Source organism: Rhizobium sp. P32RR-XVIII (assembly GCF_012641395.1).
Lineage (GTDB): Bacteria > Pseudomonadota > Alphaproteobacteria > Rhizobiales > Rhizobiaceae > Rhizobium.
Genome location: NZ_JABAIH010000037.1, coordinates 1 through 21,347 on the forward strand (window position 1 = coordinate 1; position 21,347 = coordinate 21,347).

22 protein-coding genes and 2 pseudogenes are annotated in these 21,347 nt (G+C 59.9%); 15 read left to right on the top strand and 9 right to left on the bottom strand.

Going from position 1 to position 21,347, the window contains the following annotated elements; translation table 11 throughout:
- Positions 1-262: hypothetical protein (locus HGP14_RS35330; RefSeq protein ID WP_205927449.1), on the top strand; the 262-nt coding region annotated here is incomplete at its 5' end.
- Between the two features lie 266 nt (positions 263-528).
- Positions 529-777, top strand: coding sequence for a hypothetical protein (locus tag HGP14_RS33770; protein ID WP_168834148.1), 249 nt, complete (start codon positions 529-531; stop codon positions 775-777).
- A gap of 40 nt (positions 778-817) precedes the next feature.
- On the opposite strand, the gene HGP14_RS33775 is transcribed toward HGP14_RS33770, so the two are convergent.
- The 5 genes from HGP14_RS33775 to HGP14_RS33795 all read right to left on the bottom strand — a co-directional run bounded on the left by HGP14_RS33775 (position 818) and on the right by HGP14_RS33795 (position 6,149).
- Positions 818-1,972: an AI-2E family transporter gene (locus HGP14_RS33775; RefSeq protein ID WP_168834149.1), complete on the bottom strand. Its 1,155-nt coding sequence runs from the start codon at positions 1,970-1,972 to the stop codon at positions 818-820.
- A gap of 38 nt (positions 1,973-2,010) precedes the next feature.
- On the bottom strand, positions 2,011-2,847 hold the full coding sequence (ppk2, locus tag HGP14_RS33780) for a polyphosphate kinase 2 (protein ID WP_168834150.1): 837 nt from the start codon (positions 2,845-2,847) through the stop codon (positions 2,011-2,013).
- A gap of 28 nt (positions 2,848-2,875) precedes the next feature.
- Positions 2,876-4,564 (bottom strand): SulP family inorganic anion transporter, encoded by a 1,689-nt coding sequence (locus HGP14_RS33785; protein ID WP_168834151.1) that lies wholly within the window; start codon positions 4,562-4,564, stop codon positions 2,876-2,878.
- An 86-nt stretch (positions 4,565-4,650) separates the two neighbouring features.
- Complete coding sequence (locus HGP14_RS33790; protein WP_168834152.1) at positions 4,651-5,808, bottom strand: HlyD family secretion protein; 1,158 nt, start codon at positions 5,806-5,808, stop codon at positions 4,651-4,653.
- On the bottom strand, positions 5,808-6,149 hold the full coding sequence (locus HGP14_RS33795) for a DUF3302 domain-containing protein (protein WP_168834153.1): 342 nt from the start codon (positions 6,147-6,149) through the stop codon (positions 5,808-5,810). The genes HGP14_RS33790 and HGP14_RS33795 overlap by 1 nt, the downstream gene beginning before the upstream one ends.
- Positions 6,150-6,470: 321 nt before the next feature.
- On the opposite strand from HGP14_RS33795, the gene HGP14_RS33800 reads away from it, so the two are divergent.
- From HGP14_RS33800 to HGP14_RS33810, 3 genes are read left to right on the top strand one after another with little or no spacing between them, the layout of a single operon-like run.
- Positions 6,471-6,785: a hypothetical protein gene (locus HGP14_RS33800; RefSeq protein WP_168834154.1), complete on the top strand. Its 315-nt coding sequence runs from the start codon at positions 6,471-6,473 to the stop codon at positions 6,783-6,785.
- A gap of 47 nt (positions 6,786-6,832) precedes the next feature.
- On the top strand, positions 6,833-8,257 hold the full coding sequence (locus tag HGP14_RS33805; RefSeq protein WP_168834155.1) for a DUF3300 domain-containing protein: 1,425 nt from the start codon (positions 6,833-6,835) through the stop codon (positions 8,255-8,257).
- A gap of 33 nt (positions 8,258-8,290) precedes the next feature.
- Positions 8,291-9,226 (top strand): DUF2950 family protein, encoded by a 936-nt coding sequence (locus HGP14_RS33810; RefSeq protein WP_168834156.1) that lies wholly within the window; start codon positions 8,291-8,293, stop codon positions 9,224-9,226.
- Between the two features lie 289 nt (positions 9,227-9,515).
- Here HGP14_RS33810 and HGP14_RS33815 read toward each other — a convergent pair whose 3' ends face one another.
- The 3 genes from HGP14_RS33815 to HGP14_RS33825 form a co-directional block, all read right to left on the bottom strand.
- Positions 9,516-9,983 carry a hypothetical protein gene (locus HGP14_RS33815; protein WP_205927450.1) on the bottom strand — a complete coding sequence of 156 codons (468 nt, stop codon included), beginning with the start codon at positions 9,981-9,983 and terminating at the stop codon, positions 9,516-9,518.
- A gap of 141 nt (positions 9,984-10,124) precedes the next feature.
- Positions 10,125-11,036 (bottom strand): hypothetical protein, encoded by a 912-nt coding sequence (locus HGP14_RS33820; RefSeq protein ID WP_168834158.1) that lies wholly within the window; start codon positions 11,034-11,036, stop codon positions 10,125-10,127.
- 84 nt (positions 11,037-11,120) lie between these two features.
- Positions 11,121-11,696 (bottom strand): alpha-ketoglutarate-dependent dioxygenase AlkB, encoded by a 576-nt coding sequence (locus HGP14_RS33825; protein ID WP_168834159.1) that lies wholly within the window; start codon positions 11,694-11,696, stop codon positions 11,121-11,123.
- Between the two features lie 333 nt (positions 11,697-12,029).
- Here HGP14_RS33825 and HGP14_RS33830 point away from each other — a divergent pair, with 333 nt between their 5' ends.
- From HGP14_RS33830 to HGP14_RS33870, 9 genes and pseudogenes are all read left to right on the top strand, one after another.
- Positions 12,030-12,617, top strand: coding sequence for a thioredoxin family protein (locus HGP14_RS33830; RefSeq protein WP_168834160.1), 588 nt, complete (start codon positions 12,030-12,032; stop codon positions 12,615-12,617).
- 60 nt (positions 12,618-12,677) lie between these two features.
- Positions 12,678-14,309, top strand: coding sequence for an FAD-dependent oxidoreductase (locus HGP14_RS33835; RefSeq protein WP_168834161.1), 1,632 nt, complete (start codon positions 12,678-12,680; stop codon positions 14,307-14,309).
- On the top strand, positions 14,306-14,632 hold the full coding sequence (locus HGP14_RS33840) for a ferredoxin family protein (RefSeq protein ID WP_168834162.1): 327 nt from the start codon (positions 14,306-14,308) through the stop codon (positions 14,630-14,632). Before HGP14_RS33835 ends, HGP14_RS33840 begins: the two co-directional genes overlap by 4 nt.
- Positions 14,633-14,651: 19 nt before the next feature.
- Entirely contained in the window at positions 14,652-15,488 is an 837-nt protein-coding gene (locus HGP14_RS33845; RefSeq protein WP_168834163.1) for an ABC transporter ATP-binding protein, read from the top strand.
- Between the two features lie 15 nt (positions 15,489-15,503).
- Positions 15,504-16,358, top strand: a complete 855-nt coding sequence (locus HGP14_RS33850) for an ABC transporter permease (protein WP_168834164.1) — start codon at positions 15,504-15,506, stop codon at positions 16,356-16,358.
- A gap of 27 nt (positions 16,359-16,385) precedes the next feature.
- On the top strand, positions 16,386-17,414 hold the full coding sequence (locus tag HGP14_RS33855) for an aliphatic sulfonate ABC transporter substrate-binding protein (protein WP_168834165.1): 1,029 nt from the start codon (positions 16,386-16,388) through the stop codon (positions 17,412-17,414).
- Positions 17,415-17,728: 314 nt separating this feature from the next.
- Positions 17,729-18,118: a cytochrome c family protein gene (locus HGP14_RS33860; RefSeq protein WP_168834166.1), complete on the top strand. Its 390-nt coding sequence runs from the start codon at positions 17,729-17,731 to the stop codon at positions 18,116-18,118.
- A 182-nt stretch (positions 18,119-18,300) separates the two neighbouring features.
- Positions 18,301-19,305 (top strand): PQQ-dependent sugar dehydrogenase, encoded by a 1,005-nt coding sequence (locus tag HGP14_RS33865; protein ID WP_168834167.1) that lies wholly within the window; start codon positions 18,301-18,303, stop codon positions 19,303-19,305.
- A gap of 477 nt (positions 19,306-19,782) precedes the next feature.
- A pseudogene (locus HGP14_RS33870) lies at positions 19,783-20,438 on the top strand (GSU2403 family nucleotidyltransferase fold protein).
- A 64-nt stretch (positions 20,439-20,502) separates the two neighbouring features.
- Here HGP14_RS33870 and HGP14_RS36060 read toward each other — a convergent pair.
- On the bottom strand, positions 20,503-21,045 hold the full coding sequence (locus HGP14_RS36060) for a GntR family transcriptional regulator (protein ID WP_246704746.1): 543 nt from the start codon (positions 21,043-21,045) through the stop codon (positions 20,503-20,505).
- A 224-nt stretch (positions 21,046-21,269) separates the two neighbouring features.
- On the opposite strand from HGP14_RS36060, the pseudogene HGP14_RS36065 reads away from it, so the two are divergent.
- Positions 21,270-21,347: pseudogene (locus HGP14_RS36065) on the top strand (IS6 family transposase); the annotation flags it as partial.

Genomic DNA, 21,347 nt, shown 5'->3' on the forward strand with positions numbered 1-21,347 from the left:
AGACCAGCAAGAACGTCAAGGATCGTCTAAACGGCTCCGCGTCATCGACGAGATGGACTGTAAGGTCGTTCGCCATCAGTTGAGCTCTCCGGCAACGCGGGCGACAACGAGAAAGGAAACCTTCTCCGATTCCGTGCGTGCGATCATGCATCACAAGGTGCGCACCCTTGCGAGTAACCGGACAGTGCGGACAATGGCTTGCTGTTCGGCCGTCGTGCGCCTGTTTCGTTTCTCCGATTATGACGCTTTCTTCCGACTGTGACGTGACATTATCATCTTCGGACGGATGATCGGTGTAATATCACGTAACCTCTATCGGAGATGGCATCGTCACCCAACATCGCGCCCCGACAGCCAGCACTAGGTGCTCTCCCGGCTTGACCTTTCCCTATCCGGCCGGCTCTTCGCCGTGATCAAGGCATCTCAGAAGCTCACATTCAACGCATCGTTGCGATAGGTCTGGAACGATCCGGCGTGTCAGCGGTTTGACGTTACTTGCAAGAGTGCGTTGAATGCGGAGCTGACTGAATGAGCCAAGAGCGCGGCCGGCGAAAACTGATGTTGCGGCTTCCTGATATCCGCCATCTTCTAGCCGGGATGGTCACCGAGACGCTGGGCGAGATGCTTGAAGCATATGACCTTACTGGCGACGCGCTGGACCGGTTTCGAAAGCAGAGCCCGAAGGAAGAGAACCTTATCAGGGAGTATGAGCAGCTTTGCCGTGAAATCGAGCAAGAGGTTTTGATCTATTGCACGAGCCGGGAAGCTTTGGGGTAGACAAACGCGCGGTCAGTCACCGACGGGCGTTGGACAAAATTCAATCGATCTTCAGGCTCTCCAGCTTGCTGTCTGCCGCTATCTCCGCAGCATCCCTCGGTCCTGTTGATACCTCGGACGGCCAAGCCCAGGCGCGCAGCAATTCGTAGAAGACGCTGAGAACGATCGGCCCGAGGAACAGACCCAGCAGACCGTACGACAGGGTGCCGCCAATCACGCCAATCAGGATAACCAGCATTGGGGTCGCAAGGCCTCGCGCCATCAAGATTGGCTTCAAGACGTTGTCCACGACCATGATGGGAACCGCCACGACGGTAAAGGCGAGTGCGATCGAAGCCGGCCAGGAGAACCACGCCCAAACGATCGCCGGAAGCAGCACGAGTCCAGGCCCGAGCTGCATCACACAGAGGACGAATACCAGGAAAGTCAGTGCCCCGCGCGCCGGGATGCCGAAGACGGCAAAGCACAGCCCGCACAGCAGTGTCTGCAGGAAAGCGACGCCGATGACGCCCCGCGAGACATTCCGCACTGTCGTTCCGGCCAAACGCGCAAAGCCAACGCCCTTGTCGCCGGCAATCCGGTGTGCGAGCACCTGGATCGCCGCAGCCAGTCGTCCCGACATGGTGAGAAAGACGCCCGAGAGGATGATCGAGACGATGAAGCTCAATACGCCGCCGCCGATCGATGCAAGTTTTGCAACAACGACGCCCATGACTTCAAGAATCGGCGCTTGAAACTTGATGATGGTCGAAGCGAGGTTGCTTGCAACCTGGTCCCAGGCAGCATGAACGCGCTCCCCGATAACAGGCCAGTCGCGTATGGTCTCCGGCGCGGGTGGCAAAGTGAAGTTGTCTGCCTTCAGCTGACCGACAAGCGCCTGGATCGCATCGGCGAAACTGGTGACGACAAGCGCCAATGGCGCGATGATCAACACGAGACAGGCCACGACCACAACGGTAGCGGCGATGCCTGGCCGGTTTCCGAGAAGTCTCGAAAGCGCCTCGAACATTGGAAAGAGCGCCACTGCAAGGATCGCCGACCAAACGACGATCAGCGCGAAAGGTGCGATGAGAAGCAGGGTCCAATAGGCGAACAGGCCGATGATCCCAAGTTTGACAAGGTCGCTTACTCTTGCCTCTATGGAAATCTGTCCGGCGTCGGTTCTTTGCGTTGCCCTCTCGTTTGCCTGCTCCATTGCCGCATCCCATCCTCCGCATTCACGATCGAGCCCTTCTACGGTGTCACGTCGGGCACGACGTGTCTGATGCTCTGGTCGTCGATGTAGTCCGACGGGCGCTTCTGGCGCTTCCCGAGATCGGGTGCCCGGAACTTTACGCGCTCATAAGGGATCGATTGCAGGATGTGCGAGATGCAGTTGATCCGGGCGCGCTCCTTGTCGTCGGAGGGCACGATCCACCATGGCGCGTGGTTGCTGTCGGTCATCCGCAGCATCTCGTCATAGGCCCGTGTGTAGTCCCACCAGCGCTGGTAGGACTCGACGTCCATCGGGCTGAGTTTCCACTGCCTGACCGGATCATCGATGCGGCGCTTGAAGCGGCGCTCCTGTTCTTCCTCGCTGACGGTCAGGAAATACTTCAGCAGAATGACGCCGCTTTCGACGATTGCGGCCTCGAAGCGGGGTGCCAGTTCAAGGAAGCGCTGGGCTTTCTTCTCGCTGGCGAAGCCCATCACGCGGTCAACGCCCGCGCGGTTGTACCAGCTGCGGTCAAAGATCACGATCTCGCCGGCCGCGGGCAAGTGCGCAATATAGCGCTGCATGTAGATCTGCGTTTTCTCGCGATCGGTGGGAGCGGGCAAGGCGACGACACGGAAGACGCGTGGACTGACCTTCTCCGTTATGCGCTTGATCATGCCACCTTTGCCCGCGGCGTCACGTCCTTCGAAGATGATGACAATCCGGGCGCCCGATTTCTTTATCCATGCCTGCAGATGCGCCAGTTCGATCTGCAGCCGCTTGATCTCTTTGTTGTAATCCCAGGATTTCGCCTTCTTCTGCTTGCCCTTGCGTTCCGTCGGCATGTCATGCTTCGCCTCGTATACTTCGTCCATCATTCCCTCCATTATGTCGCCCAAGCACTCACTGCCCTGCGGAATTGCCTATGAGCGTCCGCAGCGCTTCTTCCCTGCCATTGAAAAGGTTGTGAGCGCCGATGGCCTTGATGATGCCGGCGCGCTCGAGGATGCCCCGGCTTTCCTCGCTGAGGTCGGCAATTGCGAAGACGATGCCCCGCTTCGCAAGGATCTCGGTCACAGCATCGAGTGCGGCCGCGCCCGTGCTATCGATATGTGTGATGGCGCTGGCATCCAGCACGAAGCATTTGGTTCCGGGGGCGAGCTCGTTCACAACCTGCATCAGCCGCATGCGCACATAGTCGGCGTTGTAGAACAGGACGCTCCCCTGGATCGCGAAGACGGCCGCATCCTGGACAGGGCGAGCGTCCGGAAAGCGGGCAAGGTCGAAGAAACCATGCCGTCCTTCGATGTGGCCGAGCAGCCCATCGCGCGGAAACATTGTCTTGCGAAGGAGGTAGACGAGGGTTGCGGCAACAGCGACGATCACGCCGTTGAGAACGCCGAAGCTGATTGCGCCCCACATGGCGATCAGCGCGAAGACGAATTCCATGCGGCTAATCCGCCAGATCTTGCGAAGCTCATGGACATCGATGAGGCTGATGGCTGCCGATGCAAGGATCGCCGCGAGTGCAGGAATCGGAAGTATCCGCAGTGCGCTATGCAGGAAAACAAGTGCTGCAATCAGCGTGGCGGCCGAAACCAAACCTGCGGCTTGTGAAACGCCGCCGGTCGATAAGTTTATAGCGGTTCTCGAATCCGACATGCTGATGGGAAATGAGCCGAACAGGCCCGGTGCAATGTTGGCAGCGCCAAGGCCGATCAGCTCCTGATTGGCATCAACCTCTTCGCCGGTCCGCGATCCAAAGCTTCGCGCGGTCACGATGCCGGCGCCGAAGCTTACGAGAAAGATCGCAGCCGAACCAAGCACGATCTTGTCGAACGGCATCGCGTAAAATGCCGGCAGGGAGAGCGTCGGCAACCCAATCGGAATGTCACCGACGACGGCGATGCCGTGGCCCCGGAAGTCGAAGAGCGCAGAGAGAATGACGGAAATGACCACCACGAGAACGGGGCCCGGAACCTTGAGGTTGAATGCCTTGACGATCCAGAGCAGCGCGAACATCGACAGGCCGAAGAGGAGCGACGGCCAGTGGATGGAGGCGCTCTTTCCAAGGATCTCGACGAGCGGCGGGATCAGCCCATCCGACTCGATTTTCACCCCGGTGAAGCGACCGATCTGCCCGACAAGGATGGAGAGCGACACGCCTGCGAAGAATCCAACAAGGATGGGACGGGATAGAAAGCTTGCCAGGACGCCGAGCCTCAGCAGTTTCGCAGCAATGCAGAAGACACCGACACCGAGGGCGAGGGCCGAGGCGATGGCAACCCGATCGACGCTGGCGGCTGCGGGCTCGGCTGCGATGATGGCGGCCATCGCGGCCGCAAGCACGGTCATGGTTGCGGCGTCGGGCCCGACGATCAGGAGCCGGGAAGGACCGAAGATCGCGTAGGCGATCGGAGCAACGATACTTGCATAGATGCCGGTTTCCGGCGGCAGACCGGCGATCGCGGGATAGGCGATAGCGCTCGGAAGGCCCACCGCGGCGATCGACAGCCCGGCCGGAATATCGCTGCGGAGCCAATCTCGATTGAAACCGGCCAACCCCCGCAACAACGGAAGACTGCCTATCACCGCTTGCTCCTTATCGTTTGTCGTTGGCTCCTCTTTCCCGCCGTCGCGCCTGTATCGCCGACGGTCGAAGAGGCCGGCGTCTCATATTAGTGTTCGAGAAACACGAAGTTCATCCAACTGCTCATACGCAGAAGCACCTTCCGGAGAATTGCGACATGGTGCCAGTGGTCGGTATAGACAGCGACCTCCGCGACGACACCGCCGGGTAGTTGGTACTGGCTGGTGTCCTCGAGCAGCCCGATACGCGCCAGCGTCTGGCCGGGCGAGACTCGCTCGGGCGATTGCGGATCGATCAGTGCGCCGGTCGGCTGTAACTGGCCTTGGGCCATCACGTCGATAACCTCCTCGACCCGTGCTTTGAAAATCTTGCCGGGCACCGCTTTGAAAGCCACTTCTGCTTCATCTCCGACGCGGACACGCTGCAGCGAGTTCTGGATGAAGGCTGCCGCGAGCATCCGGTCCTCGCTGTTGATGAAGACCATCACCGGCCTCAACGGCAGAGGATTGGCCATCATGCCGGGGCGAAGAAAGACCTGCGTGACATAGCCGTCGGTCGGCGCGCGCACGGTCGTCTGGTCGAGCTCGTACTCGGCGTTATTCAATTCGGCCTGCAGCCTTGCAACAGTCGGGTTCGTGCCATTGATCTCGGATTCGTAGGCGAGCCTTGCCTGTGCTGCCTGCGCTCGTGCTGTTTCAACCGCAGCTTCCGCGGTGAGATAGATGCCGCGCCGGTTCTCGACCTCGAGTTCGGAATAGACGGCGCCCCTGCCGCTCGACTTTGCATTCTCGTTCGTTGCCTGGAATTTCTCGAAGGCCTGCAGCGACCGATCCCGCGAGGCTTCCGCACCCGTGACCGCCGAGTTGGCGGCGTCCAGCGCGGCTTTCAACTGGCGAACCGTCTGCTCGGCTTCGGCGAGCGCGGCTTTCTTCTGATCGACCGTGAACTGGTAGGGACGGGGATCTATGCGAAAAAGAATATCGCCCTTCTTCAACGGTACATTAGGCGTGACTGGGACCTCGACAACCTGCCCTCCGACGGTTGGGATTACGGGAGCGGACGTGAAATAGATGCGCCCGTCGCTCGAATAAGGATGGTTGTAGCTCATCAGAAGAAGGAGGGCGGAGATGAGGAATATTCCGCCAAGGACAGCCGTTGCGAGCGTCCATTGGTTCACCGGAATCTTAAATATCTTGAAAATTACCCAGCAGATCGCCGCATAGGTGAGTATGAGGAGCAGGTCCATCAGGCGTTCTCCCTCTCCAGCGTTTTCGCCTCAAGTTCTGCTATCCGCGCATGCAGACGGGCAATCTCCGCGTTTGCCTCGGCCTCTGCCGAGAGCTTTCCATCCGGGCGAATGCCCCAGCCGCGATCTTCCCGGTAGAGCGTGGCCCAGATGAAAAGGAAGGGCCAAATGACGTGGAGCGTGAAAAGGCTGACCCATCCCGCAACGTGGATCGCGTCCTGATGAGGATGATTTCGAGCCTTGGCTATCAGATGCGGAATGTCATGGATCGCGATCACCGCGTAGAACAGGGTGACGACGACGAAGACCAGCACGCCCAAAGCAAAATAGTCGAGAAACACGGCCCCTCCTTTTCGGCTTCGTGAAGCCGAGCCGTTCGGCGCTATCGACCCTCCAATAGTAAACCCGCTTGGGCGCAAACGCCCGTAGCATCGCGTAACCTCTATCGCTGCGATGGAGACGGATCGGTGCTGAAGAGTGACCGTGAATGGCCGTCGCGGCCGATCGCTTGAGGCGGCGAATTTGTTCAACGCAAGACCGAACCGGCTTTACGCGCCCGGGAAGCCGACCAACCGTAGGATCGCGTAAGTTACGCCTCTGGCCTCAGCAGCCGTTATATACTGTGACAATCTGCTTAACGCGTTTCGATTGCGGAGGCGGGCATGACCTCGGGAGAAAGCAACTCGACCCATTTGTCCGTTCTCGAGACGGCCGAGGCGCATTTTCCTGACCAAAAGAGGCTGGTGCAGCGACTTTTTTATATGAATGAGGCATTTCACAGCATGTGCGAGGATCTGGTCGCCGCAGCGGAGGCCTTGGCGCATGTTGAAGGCCTGCCGGACAACCTGCGGGAAGCACGGCGGCAGGAGTATGCCGCTCTAGTCGATGCCCTTTTGAAAGAAATGGGCGAGGCGCTCGCCCAGTCGAAAATCGTAATGCTCAGGAGGCCTCCGGACACCAGGCCAAGATCTCCGTGAGGCACGCATCATTGCAACTGGTTTGATTCAAAGGAGATCGATGCGCGATGAAAGCAATTTCCCGCAGGCTGCTCGGCGGACTATCAGCCCTCGCAATCATATCGTTGCATCCCGGCCCGCTGGCGTATTCCCAGACGCCAACACCTACGCCAAACCCCGCATCGGCTCAGACTGTCGAGGCTAAGGCGGAAACGGAACTGCTTTCCGAGGATGAACTCGAGGTCCTTGTGGCGCGCATCGCGCTTTATCCGGATGAACTTGTCGCCGCGATCTCCGCGGCGTCGCTGTTTCCCCTGCAGGTCGTGGAGGCTGCCCGCTTCCTCGAGGCCAAAAAGAAGGACGCCAACCTCAAGCCAAAGGACGATTGGGATGGAAGCGTCATCTCGCTTCTGAACTATCCGGACATCATCAAGATGATGAGCGAGGATCTCGATTGGACGCAATCGCTTGCTGATGCCCTTACCAATCAGCAGAAGGACGTGCTGATCGCCATTCAGCAGCTTCGCGACGAGGCGGTGGCGAAGGACGTCATCAAGACCGACGACAAGATCACGGTGGTAACGGAGAACGAAAACATCGTCATCCGGCCGACCAATCCGGAGAAGGTCTACATCCCGCAATATCCACCCGAAATGTTCTATGAACCGGGCTACGCAGCCGCGCCGATCTCCTATTATCCTGATTCCTACGACAGCTACTACTATCCGGGCGCCGCATTCTTCGCCGGTGCGATCACTGGGATCGCATGGGGCGCCATCGTCAACTGGGACGATTGGGGCGTATGGGGTGGCGATTGGGGCGGCGACATCGACGTCGACTGCAACAACTGCTTCAACGACCGGAACTTCAACGGAAAGGTCAAGTGGAATGACATCGACTGGACCAAGGTCGACCGGAGTAAGCTAAATATCGGAAAGGATCAGCTTGCCAATCTCGATCGTTCAGCGATCAAGTCCAGCCTCCAGTCCGACAACCGCAACCAGATCAAGAACAAGGTCAGCAACCGCCAAGGCAACATCGGGCCGGGCACCAGGGACAGAAGCGCCCGTGCCGACGACATCCGCAAGGGCACGGTCCAAGGCTTGAAGGCAAATCCGGGATCGGCGGGAAATCTCGCCGCCAATCGACCGGGCGCTTCCCGGCCGGAAGCCCGTCCAGGCAATGTGGGCAATCGTCAGGCTAACGTGGCGAACCGTCCATCAAAACCGGCGGCGAAAGCAAACAAGAAGCCTAGCGCGCCGAAGATGGCGGCGCGACCCGACAATCGATCGCGCCAGTCGAGCGCCCTCGGCAACATGCAGTCCGGCCGCCGCGAAGCAGTTGCTTCCAAGCGAGGAGGGCAGAGCATGGGAGGAGGGCATCGCGGTGGGTCTCGCTCTGCCAGTCGCCCGCCCCCGCGGCCGCACGGCGGCGGTGGTCGCGGCGGCGGTGGTCGTGGCGGCGGTGGTGGCCGCGGCGGCGGCCGGCGTTAGGTTCCAAGCTTTTCAGATGACCGGAGACAAACCATGACACTACGGTTGAGATTGATCCCGCTGCTGCTCGGTACGGCGCTGTCCCTGGCTCTCGCAGCTCCGTCCACGGCGCAGATGCAGACGGACCTTTCGGAGTTTGCGGCCGGAACCCCGCCATCGTTCGACGATCCGTCGGCGGCGCTTCAGCGGTTTAAGACCGTGCTGAGCGCCGACGATCTCGACGGTTTGGCAAACCTCCTTGGCCTGAACGCTGGCAAATTGCGCTCCAGCAAGGAGGCCATGGCAAGCTATGGTCTCATCCGCGAGGGCGCTGCGCGGCAGTTGCGCCTTCAGGCTGTAGGAGATCGCCAGATCGTTCAAGTGGGAGATGTCTTGTGGCCGTTGCCATTCCCGCTGTCGAAGGACAAGAACGGCAAGTGGGCGTTCGATACCGAGGTCGGGCTGCAGGAAATCGTCAACCGTCGCATCGGCGAGAATGAGCTCTCGACGATCCAGACCATGCACGACTATGTCGCGGCCCAGCGCGAATATGCGTCCGAGGATCGGGATGGGGACGGCATTTACGAATATGCCCAAAGGCTGGTCAGCAGTCCCGGCAAGGTGGACGGTCTGTACTGGGATCCGAGTGTGTATGGTGAAGAAAGCCCCGCAGGCGATCTGGTTGAAACGGCCGCCTTCGACAAAGCCAAGCGAGGCGAGGGTTACTTTGGATATCGTTATCGCATCCTGACGGGGCAGGGAGACAATGTGCTCGGCGGCAAGCAAAGCTATATCGTCAACGGCCACATGACTGGCGGCTTTGCGCTGCTCGCCTGGCCGGTCAAATATCGGGTGACCGGCGTGCAGACATTCATCATCAACGGAGTGAGCGTCGTCTACCAACGCGACCTGGGGCCGCAGACCGAAGAGCGGGCCGCGGCGATCAAGGACTTCAATCCCGAATCCAACTGGACTGTCGTCCGCGACTAGCGCGTGGATCGGCGATGTCGTGCGCGACGGGCGGAGCGCGCCCGCCTTCGCGCGATTGGAGTGCAGCCGTCTGCCAGCTTTCGCTCAAGCCATCGGGGCAGGGGGGATACTTCTTCGCTCGTCATTTCATGCAGATCGTCATCCATCAGACGGACGTGCAGGGAATTCTGGTCATGTTTGGACAGGTAGCCTTGTTGCAAGGCAACGGTAGCCGGCACCATTGCGCCGGCTACCGTTGCAGACCAGAGACTTTCGCTCAATTTCTCCGCCAATACCAAAGCGGGAACGATCACTCGATGGGTGGCTCCCACGTCAGGAACAAGCCGACGTCGCCCGGCATGCCGTCCGGAAAGTTGATGATCGCTGCCTTAAGCCCATAGCCTTGGGGCTTGGCGATCTCCTCGAAAAGCTCATGCAGTTCCTTTGCCTTCCCCTGGAGCGTCTGCTGCCAGCCGGGAAGGTTGTTGTTGATGGCGCGGCCGCTATCGCTGCAGAAGCTCGAAGGGAAACTATAGATCAGCGCTTCGTACTTTCCGTCTGTAGCCGCCTTCATGACCAGCCGCTTGATGACGGCGCGCTCGGTTTCATCGATATGCTTGCGGAAAAAGTCATCGACGAACTCGGCGTGCTTCTTCGCCTCGCGCGTTTTTATCTTCTCGTCGCGCTCCATCTCCTTAAGCTGAAGCTCAAGGGCCCGTTTGCGCAGCTCTTCCGCGCTGGTCATTGGATTGGATTTGGACGTCTCCGTTGATGTCATCGCCATGGCCTCCAAAATTTGAGGAGATGATAGGGCGATTGAAGACGCTAAGGCAGTAAAATACGCGTTCCTGGAGGTAGCATACGGTAGGTTACGTTTGGCGTTTTTTGGCGGTTAGCCGAAACCGACGCGTTGTGCCGATCAGGCTTCCAGATGATGGAACAGCGGCTGAGAAGCCCTATGCCGCCGTCGCTCTAACGAACGAGCCGCTTTCCGTGCCGCGCGCAGTTGGTCGATGGTCGGTTGCCACCAAACGGCACCGGCGGTTTCTTGGGCCGTGCCGGGCCGCGATGGCCATGTTCTGACGAGTTCCTCCAGTGTTGCGGTCCGCCAGCGCCCCCAAACGTATTGTTCGTCTGCAGGAATGTCGGCGTAAAAAGAACGAAGGATTTCCGGCTCGACCAGTTCCCCGCCGATGCCGGTAAAGATGACGATGCCATAGGTCGGCGTCATCACTGGGCGGCCGAGGGGTGGAGGGTCGTCGGGCGCCAACGGGTAGCGCCGGCGGCGCCGTTCGCCTGCGCGCAGACGCGAGGCTCTTTCCTTTTCCGTTCCACGTCTCTCCGCCTGCCGCCTTTTGCGCTCCTCAGGCTCGTTGCGCCTGGCAGCGGTCTCGATATGATCCCAGTGGCCGCGTAGCGCCTCGTAGGACCGATAAGGAACCGCCCAGATCCTCCGGTCCGGATCCCACGAAGCAAACGGCACTTTGCGCATCTTATCAACGACCGTTCGAGAATAAGGTGTCCTCACCTCCAGACGATCGTCATGCAGAATGAGATACTTCGATATGATCGGATCGAAAGCATAGGCGTCGCGGCCCTTGAGATCGGCGTAGGCGTCCGAGGCGGCGGTCTCCTGTTCCAGCCAGCGATCGATGCGCCGCTCGGCAGTCTTTCCCGGGACGAACCAAGCCTTCAGATCGTCACTCCAACGCGCGCGCGGAAAGGTCTTGCGAAACCGCTCGACAGTCATGCGGTCATAGGGAAATGCCGCCGTCGCGCCGGGCCGGCCGCCACGCTCAATATCCTGCTCGTCTTCGCTCTTCGTGCTCATGGTGTTGCGAATGCCGTCTACGAAAGAACGTTCCACCGAAGGTCACGGTTCATCGCGTCCGCCAATCTGCCTTTATCGACAACCTCAGAGAAGCTCGCGGAACGTAATGGAATAGCGAAGCTGCTCGACCGGTGGAATGGAATGCTCCCATTCCGTCCGGGCCGCGCCCGACAGCAGATAAGCGGAGCCGGGTTCCGCGACTATGGAAGCGCGTTGCCATTTGCCGCCTCTCTGGAGTCTCAGCCTGAAGGTACACGGCGAAAGAAGCGAGATACCGACAACCCTACCGAACACATGCTTGTCCTTATGCCAGCCGATCGGCGCGCCGGGCGCATATTCGCTGACAAGAGCCTGCTGCAACCGGTCGGGTTCGATGCCCGCGAAAGCCGCCGCGACATCTCGCACTGGCCGAAGGAAGGACGGGATCTCCTCCGCGTGCCTCACGCGCTGGCTTTCGAAGTCATATTTCCAGCCATAGGACAAAACGCGCCGTTTGCCCTCGAAGCCATCGAAGTCAAAGGGCTTCAGCGGCAACTGCGGAATCTCACGAAGCAACTCCGACTGAAGATCCTCCGGGACGATATCGGGCGCGTATCGGAAGCCGTCCGGCAGGGCAGGCGGTGCGCTGGCGAACAGGTCTCCTTGAATTGAATTGGTCATAGCCACGTCCTTAAACAAGAAAGGGCGCTCGACCCTGTCGGGGAGCGCCCTTCTTTAACCCGGACGGCTTCGAACGCCGCGACAAGTCGCCGGCAGGAGGCCATCGATACGGGAGTGAACCCTAGATATGTCTGCCGTTCTCGATTTCAAGAGGTACCGCTTGGACAATCCGGCCAAGGCCTGAAGGCAAGGATCATCCTGTTTTTGGCGCCGCCAGCGTATCGTTTTTTTGCGCTGCCGCCGAAATAAGGAAATTTTCTCGTTTAAAACTACTATTTTTATAGACAATATGGAGTTCATAAACGCGTCGCGCTTTCCTGAAGGAGGATCTGAATGCCAAAGACACTATCCAATCCCGTTGAACTCGGCACCAAGGCGGCTGACTTCATCCTTCCGGACGCCAAAGGCGCGCTGCACAAGCTTTCGGATTTTGACGGCACGCCCGCGTTGCTCGTCGCATTCATCTCGAACCGCTGCCCGTTCGTCATCTTGATCAGGGAGCAGCTCGCTGCTTTCGCCCGCGAATATGAAGCAAAAGGCCTCCGGGTGGTTGCGATCAACAGCAACGATTCCGCCGCCCATCCCGAGGAGAGCCTCGCGCGGATCGGGCACGAAGTCGAAACGATCGGCTATGGCTTTCCCTATCTCAAGGACGAGTTCCAGGCTGTCGCGAAGGCATATGGCGCGGCATGCACGCCGGACTTTTTCCTCTTTGATGGCAATCGCCGGCTTGCCTATCACGGCCAGTTCGACGACGCGCGTCCGGGCAACGGCAAGGACGTCACCGGCGCTGACCTTCGCGCGGCTGCCGATGCGGTGATCGCAGGCGCGAAGCTGTCGGCCGAACAGACGCCGTCGATCGGCTGCAACATCAAATGGCAGCCCGGCAACGAACCTTCCTGGTTCTCCAAAGCCGCCTGATTTTGGCCTTGCGGCAGCCGCGGGCTGCCGCTCCCCTTCCGGAATATCGTGAGACTTTTGATGTCGCTGAAGCGCAAAGACTTGGCCGGCAGTGATGCTTTGCATCTCCAGGCAGACGTGTTGGTGATAGGCGGTGGCCCTTCGGGCGCCTGGGCGGCCTTAGCCGCTGCGCAAAACGGCGCGCGGGTGGTCCTCGCCGACAAGGGGTACCTCGGCACCAGCGGTGCGACGGCGCCGTCGAACACGGGGACATGGTGCGTGCCGCCCGGCGAAAACCGCCAGCAGATCGTCGAACGCAGATGGCAGCGAACCGGCAATCTTGGCGACCAGCGCTGGATGCTGCGCTGTGTCGATCAAGCCTATGAAAATCTGCTGAAGCTCGCGGAATGGGGTTATCCCTTTCCAAGCGATGACGACGGCAAACTCTACATCGCCAACCTGCGCGGTCCCGACTACATGGCATTCATGCGCCGCCGCGTCCTCAAGGCAGGCGTCACGGTGCTCGATCACCATCCCGCGCTCGAACTCTATTCGGATGGTGAAGCGGTGACGGGCGCCGCGGGAATCGACCGGCAACGGAATCGCGATTGGCGCGTCGATGCGGCCGCTGTCGTGCTCGCCACTGGCGGATGCGCCTTCCACGAACGTATTCTCGGCGCGACCGCGCTGACCGGTGACGGCTATCTGATGGCGGCCGAAGCCGGCGCCAGCCTCTCCGGCATGGAATTCACCGGCAAGTATACGCTGGCTCCTCACGGCTCCTCGCTCAACAAGGGTCTGCCTTTCCGCTGGGCCTCCTTCTATCGCGAGGACGGCACGCCGATCCTCGACAGCGATGGCAATCATCTTTCGAACGGCATCGGCGAACGCGAGAAGGAAATCGCCAAAGCAATGATCGAAGCGCCGGTCTATGCCGTGCTCGATCAGGCAGAACCCGCGCTTGAGGATTGGCTTCGCCGCGGCCAGCCGAACTGCTTCGTGCCTTACGACCGGGCGTCTGTCGATCCCTTCAAGGAGATGTTCCGCGTCACCTTCAAGGCCGAAGGCACGGTGCGCGGCACCGGCGGCGTCCACGTTGCAACATCCGATTGCGGCACCGGTGTGCCCGGCCTTTATGTAGCGGGCGATGCCGCGAGCCGGGAGAATATGACGGGCGCCGTCTCGGGCGGCGGCGCGGTCAATTCCTCCTGGGCGATCGCCAGCGGCTGGTGGGCGGGTCAGGGCGCCTCGGCGCATAGCAAACGCCGCGGCGAGAAGGTCTTTCGGACTCTTTCGAAGCCGCTCGGCGAGGCCGGGTTGCGGGCGAGCGGCGCCGCGAAAGCGACGCTAACTGCAACAGACGTCGTCGATGCTGTGCGCGCCGAAGTGATCCCTCTCGAGAAGAACTATTTCCGCGAAGGCTCCCGTCTTGCGGCAAGCTACGGGAGGCTGGATTCGCTCTGGAGCGATGTCCGCAATCACCTTTCGGCCGAAGGCGTCGACCGGCTGAGGACCCGCGAGGCAGCGGCCATTGCCGCTTCCGGTCGCTGGTCGTTGACGGCGGCGCTCGCGCGCAAGGAAAGCCGCGGCATGCATCGCCGGAGTGATTTCAAGGGTAACGATCCGACATTCACGCGCCGGATCGTGCTGACGGGCGTCGATACCGTGGCGATCGGCAGCGAAGCGGAACGCCTGAAGGAACGCGCATCATGATCGAGATCGTCTCCGAAAGCCGCTGCGTCGAATGCGATATCTGCGTGAAGGTTTGCCCGGCGAATGTCTTCGACGCCACCGACGGCGTGCCGGTAGTTGCGCGTCAGGACGACTGCCAGACCTGTTTCCTCTGCGAAATCTACTGCCCGACGGACGCGCTGTACGTCGCAGAAAAAGCCGATGGTCCGGTGGCTATCAGCGAAGAAGACGTGGAACGACGCGGGCTTTTCGGCAGCTATTCACGCGTGCTCGGCTGGAAGCGCGGCAAACCCGGCGGCTCGGAATTCGATCCCACCCACCGCATCCGTGTCGCCCAGGTGTGACGATAGACAGGAAGAGACCATGGACCGCATTACCGTTACCGACGTCCACAAGACCTTTCAGCTGAAGCCCGGCCAGTTCGTCAATATCGACGGGCGGGAATCCGTTCGCGTCACCGTGCTGAACGGCGTCGACCTCGCAATCCGCAAAGGAGAGTTCATCACTCTGGTCGGCCCGAGCGGCAGCGGAAAATCCGTCCTGCTCGACATCATCGGCGGGTTGACCGAAGCCTCGGAAGGCGCCGTCAAGATCGACGGCAAGCGGATCATCAAGCCTGACCCCAAGACCGGCTACGTTTTCCAGCAATACGCCTTATTTCCCTGGCGGACGGCGTTGTCGAACATCGAATATGCGCTGGAGGTCCATGGCGTTGCGAAGCGCGAGCGTACTGAAAAGGCGCGCTACTTTCTCTCGCTTTTCGGCCTTTCGGGTTTCGAGGACCGCTTTCCGAACCAGCTTTCCGGCGGCATGCAGCAGCGCGTGGCGATCGCCCGGGCGCTCGCAACCGATCCGGAAGTCCTCCTGATGGACGAACCCTTCGCAGCGCTCGACGCCCAGACGCGCGAGCTCCTGCAGACGGAGCTTTTGCGCATCTGGGAAAATATCAACACGACGGTCGTCTTCGTCACGCACTCGATCGACGAAGCGATCTATCTCGCCGACCGCATCGTGGTGATGACCGCCCGGCCGGGCGCCGTCAAGGAGATCATCGAGATCGACCTGCCTCGCCCCCGAGACGGCGATATCCGCGCAAGCACGGAATTCAATACGCATCGCGGGCGCGTCTGGGAGGCTCTTAGGGACGAAGTCAACAAGGCGCAAAAAGACTGGGCGCTTTCGCCCGCTTACGCAAACTGAACCGGGAGTAAGACGATGGCCTATGTAAGCGACAAACCCGCCTTTGGCGCCGGATTCTTTCCCTCCCGGAGAACAGATGCCTCTCCGCGTAAACGGCATGTCGAATTCGGCACCTTGACCTATGGCCTGCCGCTACTCGTCGCCTTCTTCGCACTCTGGGAGATCGCGCCACGGCTGGGCTGGCTGAACCGCATCTTCTTCCCGCCTTTCAGCGAAGTCTGCGAAGCCTGGTATGCCATGCTTCTCGACGGCACGCTGTCGGCTAACATCGGCATCAGCCTGCAACGCGCCGCAATCGGTTTCCTGCTGGCCGTCGTCGTCGCTGTGCCGCTTGGCTTTCTGATGGGCCGCTACACGATGTTCGAGAAGGTCTCCGACCTTCTGGTCCAGACGCTGCGCAATACCTCCCAGTTCGCGTTGCTGCCGGTCTTCATCCTGTTGCTCGGGATCGGCGAAGCTTCGAAGATCGCCATCACCTTCTATTCGTCGATCTTCTTCCTGCTGATCAATACGATCAGCGGGGTGAAATCGGTCGATCCACTGCTCCTCAAGGCAGCCCGTTCGATGGGGACGTCGGATCTCGACATGTTCCGCAAGGTCATCTTGCCCGCGAGCATCCCTTCCATGGTGTCCGGCGCACGACTTGCCGTCAAATCCTCGATCTTCGCCGTGATCGGCGCCGAAATGCTTGCCGCCAAGTCAGGGCTCGGATTCCTGATCCAGCAATCGCAGCTGATGATGGCAACGGCCGACATGTATGCCGGCATCATCACCATGACCGCGATCGGCCTTCTGATGAACTACCTGCTCGTCTGGTTCGAGCGCTGGGCGACCGCCTGGAAGGGCCACTCCGAAACATCGCATGCCTGATCCAACACGTTTTCAACGGGACTTATCATGACCAGCTTCAATCTCTCTCTGCTTCGGCGCTCGTTCCTCGGCGGCCTTGCGGCCGTTGCTCTTGGCAGCGCCGCATTGACGGCTCCGGCTTTCGCCGCGGACAAGCCCGAGGTCATCCGCATTGGCAGCACTGCGCCGGGCCATCTCAAATTCATCCTCGAGCGTCATAACGGCACGCTCGCGAAGGAATTCGAGAAGGACGGCATCAAGGTCGAGTTCATTGCTTTCACGAACGGCGGTTCGGAAGCCACGACTGCGCTCGCGACGGGTGCCGTCGAAATCATCTACACCGGCAACAATCCGGCCCTGCGCGTCGCTGCGGCCGGTGGTGACATCAAGGCGATCGGTCTCTCCAGCTACGTGAAATCCAACGGCTCGGCGATCATCGTCAAGGCGGACTCTCCGATCAAGTCTTTGGAAGACCTGAAAGGAAGGAAGGTCGCCTATCTCGCGGGCACTGTTCGCCACTCGACCTTCGCCAAGGCGCTGAAATCGGTCGGCCTGTCCCTCGATGACGTCGAATCCCTCAATCTTGCCTTCGACGCATCCGGGCCGGCCCTGGTTCGCGGCGATGTCGATGCGATCGTTGAAAGCGGCGATGTGGCGGCCAAGCTCGTCGAAACGGGGCAGGCCCGGGTAATCCTCGATGCGAGTTCGCATCCTGAATGGTCCGCGCCTTACATCATTTCGGCCAATGGCGAGTTCGTTCGGAAGTATCCCGACCTCGTCAAGCGCCTCTTGAAGGTCGATATCGAGACGGCACGCTGGGCCGACGCCCATCCGGAGGAGGCAATCAAGATCTTCGTCGACGAAACGAAGTCTTCTGAAAAGTCGGTTCGGGAGACCTACAAGGATAACGTCTTCTATCAGGACCCGAAAATCACCCCGGAAGCACTCGCCTCGTTGAAGGCCGAGGAACAGTTCATGGCCGATGCAAAGCTTCTCAAGGGCTCCGTCGACTATGACAAATGGATCGACACGAGCTATCTCGACGCCGCCTACACGGAAGTCGACGCCAATCAGTGATGCCTGCTGGCATTGCGCAAAGCTCTGAGCAACACTTGCGGCCCTCCAGCGGGGCCGCCTCACGTTTTGTCGGCAATGCTCGTCGGGGCAAGTCATACGCCGAAAGAAAAAGGATCAAGTCCGGATTTGACGTAACCGGAAATCGCAACTGCCGGAGGATGACAGGCTTGACTTACATTCCCTTGCAGCTAACTTTTTTGATGGATCGCAAGCCTCGGCGTCATTGTCGGCCACGATCCAGAAGGGCGGTGCCGGCCGGGGGTGGCGGCATCTGCCTTTGTCAAATGGCACCTTTGGCGAAATGAGGAAATGCCATGAATTACAACATTCGTCTGATCGTTGCATCAGTTGCGATCTTTTCTGCCTGCGGGGTCAATGCTCAGGAGGGAGATGCCAACGCAGGCGCAACGGTGTTCAACAAGTGCAAGGTTTGTCACGTCGCCGACACGGACCAGAACAAGGTCGGTCCGTCTCTGAACGGGGTGATCGGAAGGGTTGCTGGCACGCATGCCGGATTTGCCTATTCCAAGGCGATGATTGATGCGGGCAAGTCCGGGCTCCAATGGGACGAGGCAACCTTGCGCGACTACCTCCACAATCCGAAGGCGAAGGTAAAAGGCACCAAAATGGCTTTTCCCGGCTTGAAGGACGATACCGAAATCACCAATCTCCTCGCCTACCTCGAGCAATATTCCAAGAAGTAAGAAATGAGACCGCCGCTGTCGCATTGCCGTTTCCTCGCATGCCGGCGTTCTCGCGGCGCGCCTCGGCCTAGACGGCCTCGTGAATGCAAGGATCACTTCGCAGTGAGGCCTAAGGCTCTCGCTTGAAACGAGAATAGGCCGCTCCACCTCCCGCAAATTCAGCTTGCGTTTGGAGGGCGCCGATGGACGTCTTTTCCCTCAAAGCCGGATCTTTCTCCGCTAGAATCGCACTTTTCGCACTGACCACGGTTGTCTCTGGCGTTGCCTTCGGTTCGGCACGGGCCGAACTGCTCGCCCGGGTTCCCGCCGCGCGCGAAATGGCGGTGTGCGGCGACATAGTGTTCGTCGGGACCAGAGGTTCGTCGGTCTATGCCGTGCCGTTGTCCGGCGGCGGCGCGCGGCGGGTGGCCTCCGGATTCTCCGCTGCGAACGGAGTCGCATGCTCCCGCGGTCGTTTGTTCGTCGCTTCGAGCAACAGAATAGCCGCATTCGACATAGGACCTGGAGGCGCTCTGAGCGGCAGGCGCGATATTCGCCGAGGATTGCCGAATTCGGGGGGCCATAGTCTTCGCTACATCGCGGTTGGCCCCGATTCCCGGCTCTATGTCTCGTTGGGATCGCCTTGCAACATTTGCTTGCCGCGCGGGCTGCAAGGCACGATCGTCAGCATGAACCAGGACGGCTCCGACTTTCGCAGGGTCGCTTGGGGCGTGCGCAACTCGGTCGGCTTCGACTGGCGCGGCGGCACCATGTTCTTTACCGACAACGGCGCCGATAGAATGGGCGACGATGTCCCACCCGACGAGCTGAATGCGCTCCGGCCCGGCGGCTTTTATGGCTTTCCCTATTTGGGAGGCGGAATCCGGCTCACCGGGCTTGAGGATGCGCAGCCGCCCGCCCAGCAAATTCCGCCCGTTTTCAATTTTCAAGCGCATGTCGCAACCTTGGGAATCCATTTCTTCCGCAGCCTTGGCGGCGACGCTCTGGTCGCCGAGCATGGCAGCTGGAACAGGTCGGTTCCCGTCGGGCGCCAGGTGGTGCGGGTGCGGTTCCAAGGCAATCGCCCGGTCTCTGCAACGCCTTTCCTCAGAGACGTCGGGCGACCCGTGGACGTCAAGGAAGCGCCGGATGGTTCCGTCCTCGTATCCGACGACGCCGGAGGCGCGATTCACATCTTCAGGCAATGACGCCGAGGGTTCCTTTTCAGTGACTCGCATCAGGGTGAGGCTTTGTTGGTCGGACGCGCGCTTCGTGTCGTGGGCTTGCCAAATAGGAGAGCCTAGTTATACTATTTTCGCGAATATAGTATAACGGATGACGCGATGTCTTTGAAGGAAATCGATCTTGTCTACCGCACCATGTTCGCAGAACTGGGGCAACGGACTTTTGATGCGGCGTTCGAAAGTGAATTCCCGCCGGGAGGACGATTTGTGCCGGTGACGGTCAAAAACCGGCAATATTGGTATTTCGACACGCCAACCGGAAGCGGAAAGCAGAAGCGGCAATATGTCGGGCCCATGGATGATCCCGAAAGCGCACGCCGCGTCGAGGACTTTCAAGCTCTCAAAGATGATTTGAAATCGCGCCGGCGTCTGGTGTCTACATTAACACGCGAAGCGGGGTTGATCCCTCCCGAAAAACTGTCTGGGGATATCGTCGAGGCGATGTCGAACGCTGGTCTTTTCCGGCTGCGGGCGATCCTCGTCGGAACGATTGCGTTTCAAACCTATGCCGGTGTCCTTGGGGTTCGTCTTCCTGGTTCGTCGATGCAAACAGGTGACGCCGATTTCGCCCAAGATTACGCGATCAGCGCAGAAGTGAACGACAGCTTGCCGCCCGTTCTCGATCTCCTGCAATCCGTTGATCCGTCATTCCGGCCAGTCCCACATCGCTCCGGATCGGCGAAGGTCACGGCTTTTCAAAACCGCAATCAATATCGCGTCGAATTCCTCACAACCAATCGCGGCTCCGATGACTATGAGGACAAACCGGCGGACATGCCCGCGCTAGCGTCCCCTCTCCCGCTCGATATGCCATTCATAAACTGATCGTCGCCAGCCGTCGCCAGAATGACGGTGTCGGCTATCTTAAGCGCGAAAAGGACGTACGTCAGGCAATGCTTCTGCTTGAAGCCATGATGCGCACGCGGCAAGGCGGCGATCTGGAAGATACGCTTCGAGAGGCGTGGGGGAGGGGGCGAGCATGGCAGGAAGGCATTCTAAAGGGCCTCGCTATGGTGCCAGATAAAAAAGCCGACTATCTGTCGGCCCTTATTGAAGTGATGAAGGAATTAGGCGCCGAGCCCGAAAATTTCCGCTAGAGCTCATGCCTGCCAGTGCCGGCGTGGGCGGGCTTCCCCGCAGGCTGTTGTCGGCCCGTGCGCACTACTGGATGTAGGGCAGCTCCGGCATGCTCTGAGTGGCGCGAAATGCGGCTAGTCGGTCGGCTGCTTTCTGTGCCGACAGCGCGAGATGGTTGACGAGGGCGCTTTTGGCCGAAGCGCCGTCATGAGCGCGGACGGCCGAAACGATTTCGAGATGCTCCTCCATGAAGGGATCCACCGCAATGTCGCGCTTCAACGCGGCCTGAATGTGCTTACCGGCCACGAGGATGCAGCGCGTGCGCTTCAGCGCTTCCACGATTTCCGGGTTCTGACTGTAGCTGATGCAGTCGATGTGCAGATCGGATTCCAGAGTATCGAGATCGGCCGTCGGGACCTGCGGAAAATCGCTGACCGCTGCTTTCAGACGGCTCTCGATTTCGTCCAGCTCTTCAGCCGGTATGCGGCCGATCGCGGCTTGCAGCGCCACCGGCTCCAGCAGAATTCGCAGCTCGTAGAGATCCCGGAAGCGCGCCTCGTCCAACGGAACGACCCACCATCGCGACCGTTCGTCCTTCGAGACAATGCCGACTTCGCGGGCATGCATGAGCAAGTCGTGAGCGACAGTGCGCCCAACGTCGAGGTGGCGCGCCAAAGCGAACTCGTTGAGGCGCGCCCGCCCGAAAACCGAGCGCAGGATAAGCTCACGCTCAAATTCGTAGTAATGCGGTTGCCAGGCGAAGCTTTTGGGGTTGAGCCCCGCCTGGTTCTCGAACTGGAGCGGCTCCGTAACATTAACCGTCGGTCGATTTCGGCATGTGATGAATGGGCATGACGAATATTGCCCGTGACCCACTTTATCGCCGCCACAGATTTCCCGCTGAGGTGATTGCCCATGCGGTCTGGCTG